General features: G+C 65.3%; 13 protein-coding genes, 2 tRNA genes and 1 pseudogene. 11 read left to right on the forward strand and 5 right to left on the reverse strand.

What is annotated here, in order from left to right; genetic code table 11:
- Nucleotides 1-518: 518 nt before the first annotated feature.
- On the forward strand, nucleotides 519-1,346 hold the full coding sequence (locus tag CSQ87_RS02125) for an aldo/keto reductase (RefSeq protein WP_100512464.1): 828 nt from the start codon (nucleotides 519-521) through the stop codon (nucleotides 1,344-1,346).
- 363 nt (nucleotides 1,347-1,709) lie between these two features.
- Here CSQ87_RS02125 and pgi read toward each other — a convergent pair whose 3' ends face one another.
- Together pgi and CSQ87_RS02135 are read right to left on the reverse strand one after the other, a co-directional pair.
- Entirely contained in the window at nucleotides 1,710-3,410 is a 1,701-nt protein-coding gene (gene pgi / locus CSQ87_RS02130; RefSeq protein ID WP_100512249.1) for a glucose-6-phosphate isomerase, read from the reverse strand.
- Between the two features lie 306 nt (nucleotides 3,411-3,716).
- Nucleotides 3,717-4,838, reverse strand: a complete 1,122-nt coding sequence (locus CSQ87_RS02135) for a mannose-1-phosphate guanylyltransferase (protein WP_100512250.1) — start codon at nucleotides 4,836-4,838, stop codon at nucleotides 3,717-3,719.
- Between the two features lie 211 nt (nucleotides 4,839-5,049).
- On the opposite strand from CSQ87_RS02135, the gene CSQ87_RS02140 reads away from it, so the two are divergent.
- The 3 genes and pseudogenes from CSQ87_RS02140 (at nucleotide 5,050) to CSQ87_RS02150 (ending at nucleotide 6,317) form a co-directional block, all read left to right on the forward strand.
- Nucleotides 5,050-5,122, forward strand: a tRNA-Thr gene (locus CSQ87_RS02140).
- Nucleotides 5,123-5,163: 41 nt separating this feature from the next.
- Nucleotides 5,164-5,247, forward strand: a tRNA-Leu gene (locus tag CSQ87_RS02145).
- A gap of 69 nt (nucleotides 5,248-5,316) precedes the next feature.
- Nucleotides 5,317-6,317 (forward strand): annotated as a pseudogene (locus tag CSQ87_RS02150) (AEC family transporter).
- 34 nt (nucleotides 6,318-6,351) lie between these two features.
- Here the strand turns inward: CSQ87_RS02150 and rdgB are convergent.
- Both rdgB and rph read right to left on the reverse strand, forming a co-directional pair.
- Complete coding sequence (gene rdgB / locus CSQ87_RS02155) at nucleotides 6,352-7,020, reverse strand: RdgB/HAM1 family non-canonical purine NTP pyrophosphatase (RefSeq protein ID WP_117434917.1); 669 nt, start codon at nucleotides 7,018-7,020, stop codon at nucleotides 6,352-6,354.
- A 395-nt stretch (nucleotides 7,021-7,415) separates the two neighbouring features.
- Nucleotides 7,416-8,180 (reverse strand): ribonuclease PH, encoded by a 765-nt coding sequence (gene rph, locus CSQ87_RS02160; protein WP_100512252.1) that lies wholly within the window; start codon nucleotides 8,178-8,180, stop codon nucleotides 7,416-7,418.
- A gap of 217 nt (nucleotides 8,181-8,397) precedes the next feature.
- On the opposite strand from rph, the gene CSQ87_RS02165 reads away from it, so the two are divergent.
- Entirely contained in the window at nucleotides 8,398-9,738 is a 1,341-nt protein-coding gene (locus tag CSQ87_RS02165; RefSeq protein ID WP_100512465.1) for a nicotinate phosphoribosyltransferase, read from the forward strand.
- A 285-nt stretch (nucleotides 9,739-10,023) separates the two neighbouring features.
- On the opposite strand, the gene CSQ87_RS02170 is transcribed toward CSQ87_RS02165, so the two are convergent.
- Nucleotides 10,024-10,326, reverse strand: a complete 303-nt coding sequence (locus CSQ87_RS02170) for a DUF3039 domain-containing protein (RefSeq protein WP_423734764.1) — start codon at nucleotides 10,324-10,326, stop codon at nucleotides 10,024-10,026.
- Between the two features lie 225 nt (nucleotides 10,327-10,551).
- Here CSQ87_RS02170 and coaD point away from each other — a divergent pair, with 225 nt between their 5' ends.
- From coaD to CSQ87_RS02205, 6 genes are all read left to right on the forward strand, one after another.
- On the forward strand, nucleotides 10,552-11,043 hold the full coding sequence (coaD, locus tag CSQ87_RS02175; RefSeq protein WP_100512253.1) for a pantetheine-phosphate adenylyltransferase: 492 nt from the start codon (nucleotides 10,552-10,554) through the stop codon (nucleotides 11,041-11,043).
- A gap of 10 nt (nucleotides 11,044-11,053) precedes the next feature.
- The gene (locus CSQ87_RS02180; RefSeq protein WP_100512254.1) at nucleotides 11,054-12,208 is read left to right on the forward strand and encodes a cell division protein; all 1,155 of its coding nucleotides are present in this window, start codon (nucleotides 11,054-11,056) and stop codon (nucleotides 12,206-12,208) included.
- A gap of 219 nt (nucleotides 12,209-12,427) precedes the next feature.
- Nucleotides 12,428-13,042 (forward strand): YceD family protein, encoded by a 615-nt coding sequence (locus CSQ87_RS02190; protein WP_100512255.1) that lies wholly within the window; start codon nucleotides 12,428-12,430, stop codon nucleotides 13,040-13,042.
- Between the two features lie 156 nt (nucleotides 13,043-13,198).
- The gene (gene rpmF / locus CSQ87_RS02195) at nucleotides 13,199-13,393 is read left to right on the forward strand and encodes a 50S ribosomal protein L32 (protein ID WP_100512256.1); all 195 of its coding nucleotides are present in this window, start codon (nucleotides 13,199-13,201) and stop codon (nucleotides 13,391-13,393) included.
- A 112-nt stretch (nucleotides 13,394-13,505) separates the two neighbouring features.
- On the forward strand, nucleotides 13,506-14,294 hold the full coding sequence (gene rnc / locus CSQ87_RS02200) for a ribonuclease III (protein WP_100512257.1): 789 nt from the start codon (nucleotides 13,506-13,508) through the stop codon (nucleotides 14,292-14,294).
- A 313-nt stretch (nucleotides 14,295-14,607) separates the two neighbouring features.
- The gene (locus CSQ87_RS02205; RefSeq protein ID WP_100512258.1) at nucleotides 14,608-16,545 is read left to right on the forward strand and encodes an acetolactate synthase large subunit; all 1,938 of its coding nucleotides are present in this window, start codon (nucleotides 14,608-14,610) and stop codon (nucleotides 16,543-16,545) included.
- Nucleotides 16,546-16,556: the final 11 nt, after the last annotated feature.

Genomic DNA, 16,556 nt, shown 5'->3' on the forward strand with positions numbered 1-16,556 from the left:
CCCCCCCCCCGAAACGACACGGCTTCGTTTGCATTGACCCTCATCAGTCAGCCTACGGCTGCCAGCTTCAACCGCAAGAGCGGACGGCCTACGGCCGCGTTCCGTCACTCACCTGTCGGCTCGCCTGAGCCCTAAAAACGGCCCCGCCGTTTTCTTAACGGGCCCAGCCCAGAGGGGGAAGCCCAGTGCTTCGGGCCTTCGCTCGCCTACGGATGGCACTGCCGTCCGTCACGGCGTTTCATGAACATGGTCTGTCTGGGAAATGCAAAACGCTTTATCATCGGGGAGGACGTCGAAAGAGAGAAGTAGTGATGACGGTTCAGAAGACAAGCGGGGAATCATTGCGTCATACGGAAGGCAAAGAAGACAGAGAAGGCGAGGAAAGGCAAGACGGGCAGGAAAGGCAACAGCGCCAACCAAACAGCCAATCAAACAGCCGACCAAACCGCCAGCCAAACATCCGCCCAATCCAAAAGGAACCTTCCCAGCCGACGTTGCAGCTGCCCGACGGCACGGCGATGCCCCGACTGGGCATGGGCACCTGGCATCTGGCGGAGGGGCAGCGGCCGGAATCACAGGAGATCGCCGCACTGCAAACCGGCTTGGACCACGGCATGACCCTGATCGACACCGCGGAGATGTATGCGGACGGCATGGCCGAATCGTTGGTCGGTCAGGCGATCAAAGGCCGCGACCGATCGAAGCTGTTTCTCGTCTCCAAGGTGTATCCGCATCACGCCGGACGCCGTTTCCTGCGGCAGAGTCTGGAGGCATCCCTCCGCCGTCTTGGCACGGACTATCTCGACCTGTATCTGCTGCACTGGCGTGGATCGATTCCGCTGGCCGAAACCGTGGAATGCATGGAGCAGGCGAAAGCCGACGGACTGATCCGCAACTGGGGCGTATCGAATTTCGACACCGCCGACATGAAGGAGCTGTTCGCCACCCCCGGCGGCGACGGATGCGCGGTGAATCAGGATCTGTATCATCTTGGATCACGCGGCGTGGAATACGATCTGCTGCCATGGATGGACGCGCACGGGATCCCACTGATGGCATACTGTCCGCTGGCACAGGCCGGCACGCTGCGCAACGGTCTGCTCTCCTCGCCGGTCGTCCGTCAGATCGCCGCCGCCCACGCCGATCAGGGCATTACGCCGATGCAGGTGCTGCTGCTGTTCGTGTTGCACCGGGACGACACCATCGCCATTCCGTGCACCGGCAGCTCGGAGCATATGCTGGCCAATCTGCGGGTGCAGGACGTCACGCTCAGCACCGATGAGATGGCCGCACTCAGCCGGGCGTTCCCCGCGCCGACGAGCAAGGTGCCGTTGGATATGCAGTAGACGGAATCGAAAGCCGATGGGATTTATCTGCCCCTCATCAGTCGGCTCACGCCGCCAGCTTCAACCGCAAGAGCGGACGGCCTACGGCCGCGTTCCGTCACTCGCCTGTCGGCTCGCCTGAGCCCTAAAACGGCCCCGCCGTTTTTTTAACGGGCTCAGCCTAAGGGGAAGGCAAAACCATGGCGAAAAGCAAAGGGCGGTGCCCCTCCGTCCAAGGAAGGGGCACCGCCCTTGCGGTGTTTCACGTGAAACCACGGACTGCCGGGACCGGTCGGAGACTATCCAAGCTCCGAACAGTCCCGATCAGAATCCGAACAGCCCCGATCAGAATCCGATCAGCGCCCGGCGATCAACACCCAGAGATCAGAACTCGCGCTTCTCGCGGTAGAACTTGATCAGGGCCTGGGTGGAGGCGTCCTGATCGGCGAGGGCCTTGTCGTCCTGAGACAGCGCCGGGGTGATCTGCTTGGCCAGCTGCTTGCCAAGCTCCACGCCCCACTGATCGTAGGAGTCCACGCCCCACACGGTGCCCTCGACGAGGGTGATGTGCTCGTACAGGGCAATCAGCTCGCCGAGCGAGAACGGGGTGAGTGCCACACCGAAGATCGAGGTGGTCGGACGGTTGCCCTTGAACACGCGGGCGGGAACGATCTCCTCCGGCGTGCCCTCGGCGCGCACCTCATCGGCGGTCTTGCCGAAGGCGAGGGCCTTGGTCTGGGCGAGGTAGTTGCCGAGGAACAGCTCATGCACGTCCTGATCGCCGTCCTTCACCGGGTTCGGGGTGTTGGCGAAGGCGATGAAGTCGGCCGGGATGAGCTGGGTACCCTGGTGGATCAGCTGGTAGAAGGCATGCTGGCCGTTGGTGCCGGGCTCGCCCCAGAAGATCTCGCCGGTCTCGGTGGTGACGGGGGTGCCGTCCCAGCGCACGGACTTGCCGTTGGACTCCATGGTCAGCTGCTGCAGGTAGGCCGGGAAGCGGTGCAGGTACTGGTCGTACGGCAGCACGGCGTGCGAGGCGGCCTTGAAGAAGTTGCGGTACCACACGTTGAGCAGACCGAGCAGGGCGACGACGTTCTTCTCGAACGGGGTGTTGGCGAAGTACTCGTCGATCTCGTGGAAGCCGTGCAGGAACTCCTCGAAGCGGGCCGGACCGAACACCACGGCGAGCGAGGTGCCGACGGCGGAGTCGACGGAGTAGCGGCCGCCGACCCAGTTCCAGAAGCCGAAGGCGTTGGCCGGATCGATGCCGAACTCCTCGACCTTCTCCAGGTTGGTGGAGACGGCCACGAAGTGCTTCTTGATGGCTTCGGCCTTCTGGGCCTCATCACCGTCGGAGATCGCACCGTTGGCGACGAGCTCCTCAAGCAGCCAGGTGCGGGCCTCGCGGGCGTTGGTCAGGGTTTCGAGGGTGGTGAAGGTCTTGGAGACGATGATGAACAGCGTGGTCTCCGGATCGAGGCCCTTGGTCTTCTCGGCGAGATCGTTGGGGTCGATGTTGGAGATGTAGCGGGCGGAGATGCCGGCGTCGGCGTACGGCTTCAGCGCCTCGTAGGCCATGACGGGACCCAGATCGGAACCGCCGATGCCGATGTTGACCACGGTTTCGATCTTGCGGCCGGTGATGCCGGTCCACTTGCCGGAGCGCACGGCGTCGGCGAAGGCGTAGATGCGCTCGAGGGTGTCGCGAACGTCCTTGACGACGTCCTGACCGTCGACGATGTACTTGCCCTCGTCCTCCTCCGGGCGACGCAGGGCGGTGTGCAGCACGGCGCGGTCCTCGGTGTTGTTGATGTGCACGCCGGTGTACTGCTGCTTGATGCGCTCGTCCAGCTTCACGTCCTTGGCGAGGTTGGCGAGCAGCGCGATGGTTTCGGGCTTGATGAGGTTCTTGGACAGGTCGAAGTGCAGATCGCCGGCCTCGAAGCTGAGCTTCTCCACACGCTCGGGATCCTCGGCGAACCACTTCTTGAGATCGATGCCTTCAGCCTGAAGAGCGTCGTAGTGCTTCTGCAGCTCGGCCCAGGCGGGAGTCTGGGTGGCGTCGATAGGAGGATTAATGGCCATTGAACGGTCCTTTCATCACTTGAAAGCGGCGGGTGTTGCGCACCGCCATGTTCCGAACTTCACGATACTGTGCTCGGCGGACAGGTCGAAGTGCACAAAAGTGTTGCGATTTATGCGTTAGAACGTGCAATAAATTGACGTGATATCCAACGGCGACAAATGCAACCTGATGTTCATACTCCGTTTGCCGGCAACGCCTCACATGGGGCGCCCGACCCATGTGAGGGGCAACGACACGCCACAGCAGCGCAACACCGCACCACCGCAGCACAGCAACAACGCAGCTCCCGACGCCGCAAACGTGCCCTACAGTACCGAGTCCTCGCCGCGCGCGGCCAGCGCCGCCACCATCCGCTTGACCTCCTGACTGCGGGCCCGCGGCGCGACCAGCAGCGCGTCGGGCGTGTCGATCACCACCAGATCGTCGGCGCCGAGCACGGCGACCATCCGCCCCGATTCGGGGGCGATCACGTTGCCGGCCGAATCCAGACAGATCACCTTGCCCGCCTCCCCGATGATCTTGTTGTTGAACGGATCGGCACTGGGAATCAACGCGGCCACGGAATTGAAATCGCCGATGTCATCCCAGCCGAATCCGCCGGGCACCACCGCCACTCCCCCTTCCGCGGCCAGCGGTTCGGCCACGGCATAGTCGAACGCGATCTTCTCGATCCCCGGCCAGATCCGCTCCATCGCTTCGGCGCGAACATCGGCCGGACCATCCCACACCGACGCGATATCGGTCACCGCCCGGTGGATCTCCGGCTTCAGCCGTTTCAGCAGATCAAGCAATACCCCCGTTTTCATGACGAACATACCGGCGTTCCATCGGTACTCCCCGGTGGCGAGATAGGCCGCGGCCGTGGCGGCGTCGGGCTTTTCCACGAACGCCTCGGCCACGCGGGCGTGGGGCGCGTCCGGCACCCGGCCGGTCAGCGAGGCGCCCTGACGGATGTAGCCGAACGCCGTGGACGGACGGGTGGCCGCAATGCCGATCGTGGTCACGTACCCGGCGCGGGCGGCCGCGACCGCCTCGCGCACGCAGTCCGCAAAGGTCTCGTCGTCGCGGATCACATGATCGGCCGCGAACGATCCGATCACGCAGTCGCCGCCGTACCGTTCGGCGAGGATCGCGGCGGGCAGGGCGATCGCCGCGGTGGAGTCGCGCCCCACCGGCTCGCAGAACAGATTGGCGTCGGGCAGATCGGGCAGCTGCGCGCGGACTGCGGCCTCATGGGCCACGCCGGTGATCACCGATACGTGGTCGGCCCCGGCGATCGCGGCCAGACGGTCGAAAGTGGACTGGATCATCGTGCGGCCGGACCCGAGAAAGTCATACAGGAATTTCGGCCGATCACGCCGGCTGATCGGCCACAGACGGGAGCCCGCGCCACCGGCGGGAATGAGTGCATGGAAATCGTTCGCCATGCGGCCATTGTTCCACCACAACGGGATCGCAGGCCCGATCCCCCGATCAGCCCGGCCCACCGACCGCCCCGTCCGATCAGCCGGATCAGCCCAACCTGACCGACCAGCCCGACCCGATCCGCCCGCCGAGACGCGCCGAGCGAGTCCGACTGGACAAATCACGAAATCGACCCTAGAATAATCTTTCTGTGTGCGCTTGCGTTCACGATTCGCCACTTTAGCTCAGTCGGTAGAGCGGCTCACTCGTAATGAGCAGGTCGACAGTTCGATTCTGTCAAGTGGCTCCCTTCCCTAGGCCCTCAAAAGCCTAGGGTTTTGCATATATGCGCGAGTGGCGGAATTGGTAGACGCGCAGGATTTAGGTTCCTGTGTCTTAGACGTGTGGGTTCAAGTCCCATCTCGCGCACCAACGTCTCACATGAACCACCCCGTCGCCCTACCCAGTGGCCGTACCAAAGAATCGTAGGTAAGCGAAGCCATGTCGTCGTTGATTCATCCGATCACGCTGCTGCTCATCATCTTCGTCGGATACGGATTCAAGCGCACCCGCATCTTCGGCGAAAACGACTACCGCGTCCTGCAGCGCGTGGTGTTCAATCTCACGCTGCCCGCGGCGATCATCGTCTCGTTCCTCAACAATCCGCACGACCTGAGCATGCGTGGATCACGCTGTTCGGCTTCGTCTGCGGCATGATCCCGATTCCGATCCTCTACTTCGCCAGCCGTCACAAGCCGGTGAGCGAACGCGCGTTCCTGATGCTCAACGGCGCGGGCTTCAACATCGGCAACTTCTGCTTCCCCGTGATGCAGGGCATGCTCGGCCCGGCCTCGCTGGTGCCCGGCGCCATGTTCGATATGGGCAACTGCGTGGTGGTCTCGGCCGGCAGCAACCTGCTCACCCTGCGGCTGCTGCACATCCAGCCCGGCAAGACGCTCAGCGAACAGGGCGCCGGCGACGCGCCCGTGCTGCCGAAGATCACCCCGAAGGATCCCGACGCCCGTCGTCTGGCCCGCGCGGCCACGATCAAGGGCATTCTCAAGGGATTCCTCACCTCGGTGCCGTTCGACTGCTATCTGCTGATGATCGTGTTCATGCTCACCGGCGTCACCCTGCCCGGCGTGGTCTCCACCGTGCTCGAACCCTTCGCCAACGCCAACGGCTTCTGCTCGATGCTGATGGTGGGCATGCTGATGGACCTGCCGGCCGGCCGCAGCGACGTGATGCAGGTGCTGCGCGTGATGGCGTGGCGCATCCCCTTCGCCGCGATCTTCTCCGCGGCCGGATGGTTCCTGCTGCCGTTCGACACGGACATCCGCAAGGCCGTGGTGATGCTGTGCTTCGCGCCGACCGCGGTGTTCGCCACGCTGTTCTCCGACAAGGTGCTCGGCAATGCGCGTATGGCCGGCTTCTGCCTGTCGGTCACGTCGGTGCTCGGCATGGTCGCCATGACGGCGATCAACTTCCTGATCCCGGCGTGACCGAGCCGCTCAGCCGCTCAGCCGGCAGCACCGCTCAGTCCAGCACCATGGTGCGGATCAGCGGGGCCAGACGCTTCAGCGCCTTGGAACGGTGGGAGATCGCATTCTTCTCGTCGGGGGTCATCTCGGCGCTGGTGAGCGTCTCGCCCGCCTCCACGGCGCGTGCCGGCTGCTCCTCCGGCACGAAGATCGGGTCGTAGCCGAACCCGTGCTCGCCCTTCGGCGCACGGTTGATCATGCCCTTCATGTCACCGAGCTGCACGGTCTCGTTGTGCAGTTCGTACGGTGCCTCGGTCTGCCCCGGCTCGGGCACCACCAGCGCGGCGGCGCAACGGAACCGGGCGTTGCGGTTGCGGTCCGGAATGTCCTCGATCTGCGCGAGCAGCAGCTCGTAGTTGGCCACGTCGTCGCCGTGACGACCGGCCCAGCGGGCGGAAAGAATGCCGGGGGCCGCGCCGAGCACGTCCACGATCAGACCGGAATCATCGGCCACGGCGGGCAGACCGGTACGACGGACCACATCACGGGCCTTGAGCAGGGCGTTCTGCTCGAAGCTCACGCCGGTCTCCACCGGATCGGGAAGACCGAGCGATCCGGCCGACACCAGTTCGATGCGGTCGGCGTCCGCGCCGAGATCCTCGACGAGAATACGGCGAATCTCCACCAGCTTGCCTTCGTTATGGGTGGCAACCACCAGCTTCACGGTGTCAGTCATAACAGTCCCTTTTCACTCGGCCAACAACTTTCATCCGGGCAGCGTCCGGCAATCGCATTTGTCCGGTCACGTCGGATCACACAGTACGATTGGCGTACGCCGATCGGCCCCGACGATACCGCTGCCGGCAGGCCGATGGGATATCCCCCGAATGGATGACGGTGCGGCGGCGCGACCGACGCGCGGCCATGCACCGTCTTCAATTATGGCAGACCCGTGGAGAACGGAGGGACACCAAGCCTTCCCCTTGAGGGGAAGGTGGCCGGCTCGGCCGGTCGGATGAGGTGACGGACGATCCCGATCCGCTCGTCTGTCGGCTCGACTGAGCCCTCATCAGTCGGCTTGTGCCGCCAGCTTCCCCCAGAGGGGGAAGCCAAGACGAATCAGTCCTGGGCGAGGGCCTTGCGCTGCACGGCCTGCAGCTCCTTGTTGCCCTTCTCGGCCAGATCGAGCAGTACGCCCAGCTCCTTGCGGGTGAACGGACGGTGCTCGGCGGTGCCCTGGATCTCGATGAACTCGCCGGCGCCGGTCATGGCCACGTTCATGTCGGTCATGGCCTGACTGTCCTCCACATACGGCAGGTCCAGCATCGGCTTGCCGTTGATCACTCCGACGGAGACGGCCGAAACCTGATCCTTGATCACCTGACGGTTGGCGCGGATCATCTTGTGCTTCTTGGCCCAGTCGATCGCGTCGGCGAGCGCCACGTACGCGCCGGTGATGGACGCGGTGCGGGTGCCGCCGTCGGCCTGCAGCACGTCGCAGTCGATCTGGATCTGGTTCTCGCCCAGCGCCTTCATGTCGACCACGCCACGCAGGCAGCGGCCGATCAGACGGCTGATCTCGTGGGTGCGGCCGCCGATCTTGCCGCGCACGGACTCGCGGTCGGTGCGTTCGGCGGTGGCGCGGGGCAGCATCGAGTATTCGGCGGTGACCCAGCCGAGGCCGGAGTCCTTGCGCCAGCGGGGCACGCCCTGGCTGAACGTGGCGGTGCACATCACGCGGGTGTTGCCGCAGCAGATCAGCACCGATCCTTCGGGAACGTCGGTGAAGTGCCGGGTGATCGTGACCGGACGCAGCTCGTCCACGTCACGGCCGTCGGGGCGAATCGTCGTATTGGCGTCAAGCATGTCTTTAATCTGCACCATCGTGTCAAACACCTTCCCAATTCACGGTTGCGGTACGTCGGGCGTCTTCGGCGCCGTACGCCGCTTGCCCTACGCACGCTATCCGTCTTTGCCGACAATCACCGTGACGATCGGCCGGGGTATGGATTATCCGCCCGAACCGCCTAAACTGACTCCCTAAGAGCGCGAGAGCGCACGGAGTGATACGACGCGACGTGAAGGAGCCGTGACGAACGACATGACGAACGATTTCTCGCCGGCCATGATGACCGACATGTACGAGTACACGATGCTGGACGCGGCCATGCAGGACGGCACCGCGGACCGCCGATGCGTGTTCGAGGTGTTCACCCGCCATCTGCCCGCCGGCCGCCGATACGGCATCGCCGCCGGTCTCGGCCGCATCCTGGAGATGCTGAAGGACTTCCGGCCGAGCGAATCGGATCTGAAGTTCCTGCGCGACCGTCATGTGGTGAGCGAACGGACCGCGAAGTGGCTGGAGAACTTCCGCTTCACCGGCACGATCCGCGCCTACCGCGAAGGCGAGGCGTTCTTCGCGAATTCGCCGATCCTTCAGGTAGAGGGCACGTTCGGCGAGTGCACGCTGCTGGAGACGCTGATCCTGTCGGTACTCAACTACGATTCGGCCATCGCCTCCGCGGCCTCGCGCATGACCAGCGCCGCCGGGGACCGTCCGTGCATGGACATGGGCGGACGCCGCACCAACGAGAGCGCCGCCGTCGCCGCGGCCCGCGCGGCCATCGTGGGCGGATTCGCCGGCACCGCGAACCTCGCCGCCGCCAAGAAGTACGATCTGGTGTGCATCGGCACCGCCGCGCACGCCTTCACGCTGCTGCATGACAACGAGCGCGACGCCTTCGTCTCGCAGATCAACGCGCTGGGCCCGGGTACCACGCTGCTCACCGACACCTACAACATCGAGCAGGCAATCACCACGGCCGTCGAGGTGGCCGGCCCCGAGCTCGGCGGCATCCGCATCGACTCGGGCGATCTGGCCTCGCTGGCCCAGAAGGCCCGCAAGCAGCTCGATTCGCTGGGCGCCACGAACACGAAGATCACCGTGACCAACGATCTGGACGAGTATGCGCTGGCGGCGCTGGCCACCGCCCCCGTGGACTCGTACGGCGTGGGCACGATGCTGGTCACCGGTTCGGGCCACCCCACCTGCGCGATGGTGTACAAGCTCACCGAACGCGAGGGCGCGGACGGCCAGATGCACGGCGTGGCCAAGAAGTCGTTCGGCAAGAGCACCGACGGCTGGCGTAAGCGGGCGCTGCGCTGCTACCAGTACGGTCTGGCGCAGGGCGAGCTGGTGGTGTGCGGCCCGGCGGAGAAGCTGGCCTCGTTCGAGCCCGACAAGGCGGAGTACGGCGACACCAAGGATCTGCTCATCACCGCGGTGGATCACGGCGACATCGATGATTCGCTGACCGGCCACGACGCACTGTTGGCGGCCCGCGACCATCACCGCGAGGCGCTGGACGAGCTGCCGGTGACCGCGCTGTCACTGTCGCAGGGCGAGCAGGCGATCCCCACCGAGGTCATCACGATCGCCTGAGCGGTTTACGTTGGGAGCTGAGAGGGCCGAAAGGCTAAGTTCGGGTGGTTGAGCACTCGGTGGTTGAGCACTCGACTACCCTCATGGAGTATTCGACCACCCTCAGTCTCGCATCCGCTCGACAGCTCCCGACGAATTGTGCGACGTACGCCCGTAGATGCGCACTGCGACGAACAGTCCGCCGGACTGTTCGTCGGCGGGAGCACATACTTCGCCCCCGCTGGCGGGGGCTGTCGGCGGCAGCCGACTGAGGGTGGTCAAACGACGCCGGTGGCCAAACGGCGGCTACCGCATTTCGTCGTAGATGCGCTTGCAGTCGGGGCACACCGGGTAGTCGGAGGGGTTGTGCTTGGGCACCCACACCTTGCCGCACAGCGCCACCACCGGCCGGCCGGTCAGCCGGGACTCGGCCATACGCTCCTTGGAAACGTAGTGGGCGAACCGGTCGGCATCGCCGTCGTCGGTCTTCCTCGTCTCCGTCTTGGTGTCGGTGCGTTCCAGTACGGCGGTGCCGGTGCCGGAATCGGGGTCGGAGAGCGGCGCGTCGTCGAACAGGGCGTCGGACGGTTCATTGCTTACAGTCATCATGTCCTCTTCCTTTGGTGAGTGCCTGCGGGCATTGTGGGTACCTGCGGGCATTTCGCGGGGTATTCGCATCGATCACCCGAACCATACGCGACGTCGGATGATCGGTCAATCCACGTTCATCATAAGGCGGAATACGATACGCCATGTATCCGCATGTATCCGTGCCGCACCCCACTTCACCGCGCCGCACCCCGCCGCGCCGCCCCTCACGGTAGGCTGGAACGCATGACAATTGCAGTATGCCCCGGCTCGTTCGACCCGGTGACCTCCGGCCACATCGACGTCGTCGAACGATGCGCCCATCTATTCGAACAGGTTCATGTGGTGGTGGCGGTCAACGCGAACAAGCGCCCGATGTTCACCCCCCGGCAGCGCGTGGAGATGATCCGCACCGTCCTGCGCGACGACGGATACGAGAACATCCTCGTCGACAGCACCGACGGACTGATCACCGACTATTGCGCTAAGGTTGGAGCCAAGGTCATCGTCAAGGGTCTGCGCCAGAACGGCGACTACGAGGCCGAACTGGGCATGGCGCTGGTGAACAAGCAGCTGGGCGGCGTGGAGACGATGTTCCTGCCGGCGAATCCGCTGAAGGAACACATCTCCAGCACGATCGTGAAGGACGTGGCCCGTCACGGCGGCGACGTCACCGGACTCGTGCCCGCATCCGTGGCCCCGCTGCTCACCGAAGCGCTGAAGAACGAGAAGAGGTAGGTAGATAGGTATGAACGACTTCAGGGGACACGTCCCCGACGCCGACGACACCGGTGATTCCGTCGTCGCCCGTCAGATGAACGGCCGGGACGAGGCGATCGTGGACCTCGACGATTCCACGCATATCACCTCGGTTTCCGCCCGACAGGCCTCGGCCGCGCGGCCGGTGCCCGCTGAAGCCGCCATGCCCGTCAACGATCCGTCAGCCGCACGGCCGCGGCTCAATCTGCCGGGATTGGAGAATCTGCCCGATCTGCCCGGACTGGGCGGCCAGGGAACCGGCGCGAACGGGCCGGCTGCCGGCGGCACCGGTTACCCCGGCGGCGACGATCTGGATGACGCCACCCGCCACAGCACGCCGCGGCAGCCGGTCGGACAGCCGGTCGGCGGATACGGATACGGCGCCGGATACGACGATCCGCAGGACACGCAGCTCGCACAGCCGGCGCAGTCCGGGCAGCCGGCACAGACCGAGTACGCGGCGCAGTCCCAGTACCCGACGCAGACCGCGGCCGATCAGACCGCGCCCGCACAGACCGCGGATCGTACGACCACGCAGCTGCCGCGCAACATCCAGGCGTTTCTGGAGGACGACGAGGACGAGGAGCTGGCCACCAAGAACCAGTTCACCACCGTCTTCGACGTGCTCGAACGGATGGAGACGCTGGTGGAGGACTCCAAGTCCAGCTTCTTCTCCGGCGGTCAGGTGCGCGTGGATCGTGAGGAGCTCACCGGTCTGATCCGCGAGCTCAAGAGCAAACTGCCGGTGCAGCTGGAACGCGCCTCCGCGCTGATGCGCGAATCGGAACGGCGGCTGGAGAACGCGCAGTCGCAGGCCAGCTCGATCGTCGCCTCGGCGCAGAGCCGGGCGGCCACGATCGTGCGCGAGGCCAACGAGCAGGCGCAGTTCCTCGTCGGTCAGGAGAACGTGGTCGCCCTCGCCACCGAACGTGCCCGCAGCATCCTCGATACCGCCCAGACCAAGGCGGACCGTCTCACGCAGGGGGCCGACCGGTATTCGGCCAGCGTGCTGAACGAGCTGCTCAACCAGCTGGACAAGGCCACGCACGGCGTGCAGAGCGGCCTCGACGTGCTGGCCGAGCGTCAGAAGGAGGCGGCGCAGCGACTGCCCCACCTGAGCGACGACGACTATCCGCGGCAGTAGGCGGCAGACGACAGGCAGTAGGCGGCAGACGACAGGCAGTAGGCGGCAGACGACAGGCAGTAGGCGGCAGGCAGTAGGCGGCATCACGGCCGCACAGCGCGCCGACCGGCAGACGTACCGACCGGCGGCCGTACAGCGCGCCGGCAGACGGCAGACGTACAGTGCGCCGACAGACGTACCGGACAGAACACCAACAGACGTACCGACAAAGGAGCAGATATGGCAGATACGACCGGCATCCGACCGGAGGAATCCCCGTGGGCGATCTCCGTGGCCCAGATCGCCACGCGTCCCGGACAGAGCAAGGAGGTCGACGCCGACTTCCCCGAGCCCAGCGGCATCGGCGATGAGGTGTTCGACATCCGCAAGGGTGAGCCCGTGCATGTGAGTGGATCGATCGATTCGATCGTCGACGGTCTGCTGCTCAACGCCACGATCAGCGCCCCGTACGTCGGCGAATGCTCCCGCTGCCTCAAGGAGCTCACCGGCGAGCTGAACGTGCCGGTCACCGCGTTCTTCCCCTACGCGCCCGACGAGCACAAGCGCAATCGCCATGACGACGAGGAAGTGGAGATCATCGCCGGCGAGGAGGAGGGCGGCGACACCTATCCGCTCGCCGGAGGCAACACGTTCATGGACATCGAGGCGCTGCTGCGCGACAACCTCGCCGAGGCCATGCCGCTGCAGCCGCTGTGCCGCCCGGACTGCCGGGGCCTGTGCCCGCAGTGCGGCGTCGATCTCAACGAGCAGCCGGACCACGAGCACGAGACCACCGACATCCGCTGGGGCGCGCTCGAGGCCCTCAAGCAGCAGCTGGAGAGCGAGCAGCAGTAGAGGCGGCGGCCGTGCGATACGCCGCGCGACGGGCGGCCGATGACCATGCGGCGGCCGGCGGACAGCCACGCGGTTTGGCAAAGCGTGCGAAATGCGCTAGAATACCGAAGGCTTAAGCTCAATAACAACTTTCGATCGAAATAGAGGGTCCGAAAAATGGCACTGCCCAAGTACAAGACGTCGCGCGCGAACACGCATACGCGTCGTTCCGCCTGGAAGACTACCGCTGCCCAGACCGCGGTCTGCAAGAACTGCGGCGAGCCGGTGCTCGCGCACCAGGCCTGCCCGAGCTGCGGCTCCTACCGCGGCCGCACCTACCGCGCTGCGCTCAAGTCCTCCTTCAGCAAGTGAGACTGAACGTACCGAACGTCAGGTAATCGAAGACCTCGCCATCGACGGGTGGCGGGGTCTTTTTCATATTCCCGCCGGTCGGTCCGGCCGGTCACTAGACTTAAGAAGCATTATGGCCAACAAGCATCACAAGTCGAATCCCGTCGTCCTTCCCGAAGGACTCGAGCCGGGCACCGCTCCCGCCGATCTCATCGAGGCGCTCGGCGCGCCGATCAGCCCCGATCTGCTCATCCACTCGCTCACCCACCGTTCCTTCTCCCACGAGCACGAAGGCATGCCGAACTACGAGCGTCTGGAGTTCCTCGGCGACGCCGTGCTCGAGCTGGTGACCACAGAAACGCTGTTCACCCGCCACCCCGACTTCTCCGAAGGCCAGATGGCGAAGATGCGCGCCAAGGCGGTCTCCGAGGAGTCGCTTTCCGCCATCGCCCGCAGCAAGCTCAATCTGGGCCAGTACGTGCTGCTCGGCCACGGTGAGGCCGAATCCGGCGGCGCTGACAAGGACTCGATCCTGTGCGATCTGGTGGAGTCGCTGATCGGCGCGGTGTTCGTGGAGCACGGCATCGACACCGCCCGCAAGGTGGTGCACCGGCTGATCGACGAGACCCTGGCCCAGGTGACGCAGGCGGGCCCGGCGCTCGACTGGAAGACCTCGCTCACCGTCAAGGCCCATGAGCTGCACATGCCCGAGCCCCGCTATCAGATGGAGGTGAGCGGACCGGAATACCGGCTGGAATTCACCGCGCATGTGATGGCCGTGCTGCACAAGGGCGAGGAGGAGACCGAGATCGCCTCCGCCACCGGCACCTCGAAGCGCAAGGCCCAGCTGGCCGCGGCCGAAAAGGCCTGGCATGTGCTCGACAGCCGTCGGCACACGACGCACACAAAGCACAAGGACTGACCGCCGACTGACTGCCGACTGACCGATCACTGACCGCCGACTGACCACGCACCAACCGTCCGCCGCCGACGATCGATGGTCGGCGATCGGTGCGCGATGGACGCCGAACCGCGCGGCCGATTGGCGCGATGGCGTCCCCGCCGCCTACACTGGTCCCCATGACCGCACCGCCGACGCCACAAGCGCCGGCGCGCTCCTTCCCGAACGGTCCGCATAGCGTATACCCCACGCGGCGAAGATCGGTTCGGTTATATCCTGTTTCCGTTACGTAGATCACGCATGCCGCAAGGCGTGCCGAGGATGAGAGGAAGATATGGCTACGCCCACGCCTCTGCAGGCATTCAGTGCAGTTCCCAAGGCCCCCGTCGAGAAGCTGTCGGCAGACAAGCGCATCGTCAACGGTGAGAAGATGACCGGCGCTCAGGCGGTCGTCCGCACGCTGGAGGATCTGGGCGTCGAGGATGTCTTCGGCCTGCCCGGCGGCGCGATCCTGCCGGTATACGACGCCATCAACGACGACACCAAGTTCCGTTTCGTGCTGGTGCGCCATGAGCAGGCCGCCGGCCACGCCGCCGAAGGCTACGCCATCTCCACCGGCAAGGTCGGCGTGTGCATCGTCACGTCCGGCCCCGGCGCCACCAACGTGGTCACCGCCATCGCCGACGCGAACATGGACTCCGTCCCCATGGTCGTGATCACCGGTCAGGTGGGCGTGAACGCCATCGGCACCGACGCCTTCCAGGAGGCGGACATCGTCGGCATCACCTACCCCGTGGTCAAGCACTCGTATCTGGTCACCCGCGCGCAGGACATCCCCCGCGTGCTCGCCGAGGCCTACCACATCGCCAGCACCGGCCGACCCGGCCCGGTGGTGGTCGATCTGACCAAGACCGCTCAGACCGAGGATCTGTTCTACTCCTGGCCGCAGCGGCTGATCCTGCCCGGCTACAATCCGACCGTCAAAGCCCACGGTCGCGTACTGTCCAACGCGGCGAAGCTGTTCAGCCAGTCGTACCGCCCGGTGCTGTACGTCGGCGGCGGCGCGGTGCGTTCCAAGGCCGGCAAGCTGGTCAAGGCGCTGAGCGACGTCACCGACGCGCCGATCGTGACCACGCTGCCCGCCCGCGGCATCGTGCCCGAATCCGACGATCACGTACTCGGCATGCTGGGCATGCACGGCACGATCGCCGCCACCGGCGCCGTGCAGCAGTGCGATCTGCTCGTGGCGATCGGCGCCCGTTTCGACGACCGTGTCACCGGCTCGCTGCCCGACTTCGCGCCCAGCGCCCGCGTGATCCACATCGACATCGATCCGGCCGAAATCGGCAAGAACCGTCAGGCCGACGTGCCGATCGTCGGCGACGTGTCCACCGTGCTCACCGACCTGATCGCCGAGATCCACCGCTCCCAGGCCATCAACGGCAAGCCCGATCTGGGCGCATGGTGGGATCAGATCAACGAGTGGCTCGAAAAGTACCCGATGACCTACGACCAGTCCCCCGACGGCACGCTCGCCCCGCAGTGGGTGGTGCAGGAGCTGAGCCGTCAGGCCGACCCGAACACGATTTGGGTCACCGGCGTGGGCCAGCACCAGATGTGGGCCGCGCAGTTCATCAACTTCCACAACCCGAACTCGTGGATCTCCTCCGGCGGCCTCGGCACCATGGGCTACGGCCTGCCCGCCGCCATGGGCGCGGAGGTCGGCGCCCAGCACGAGACCGAGCATCCGAAGCCGGTGTGGCTGATCGACGGCGACGGCAGCTTCCAGATGCTTTCCGAGGAGCTGGCCGCCTGCTTCTTCAACCGTCTGCCGGTGAAGATCGCGATCCTGAACAACTCCGTGTACGGCATGGTCCGCCAGTGGCAGACCCTGTTCTACAAGAACCACTACTCGGCCACCAACCTGATGGACGGCGAGGCCCACAAGGGCGACGTGATCGGTTCGGACACCGCGGCCGGCGAGATCATGGACGTGCCCGATTTCGTGAAGCTCGCCGAAGCGTACGGCTGCGTCGGGCTCCGCGCGTTCACCGAGGAAGAGGCCATCGAGTGCATCCGCAAGGCCAATGAGATCAACGACCGTCCGGTGCTGATCGACTTCCGCGTGTGGAAGGACGCCATGGTGTGGCCGATGGTCGCCGCCGGCGCCTCGAACAGCGATGTGACGTACAAGCCGGGCATCCAGCCGCTCAAGGGCCGGACCGCACCGCTCGCCGCCGACAGCAACGACGCCGACGGGCAGGATGCGTGAGCCGCCGGCGC

This window comes from Bifidobacterium simiarum, from assembly GCF_002802905.1.
Taxonomy (GTDB): Bacteria; Actinomycetota; Actinomycetes; order Actinomycetales; family Bifidobacteriaceae; genus Galliscardovia; species Galliscardovia simiarum.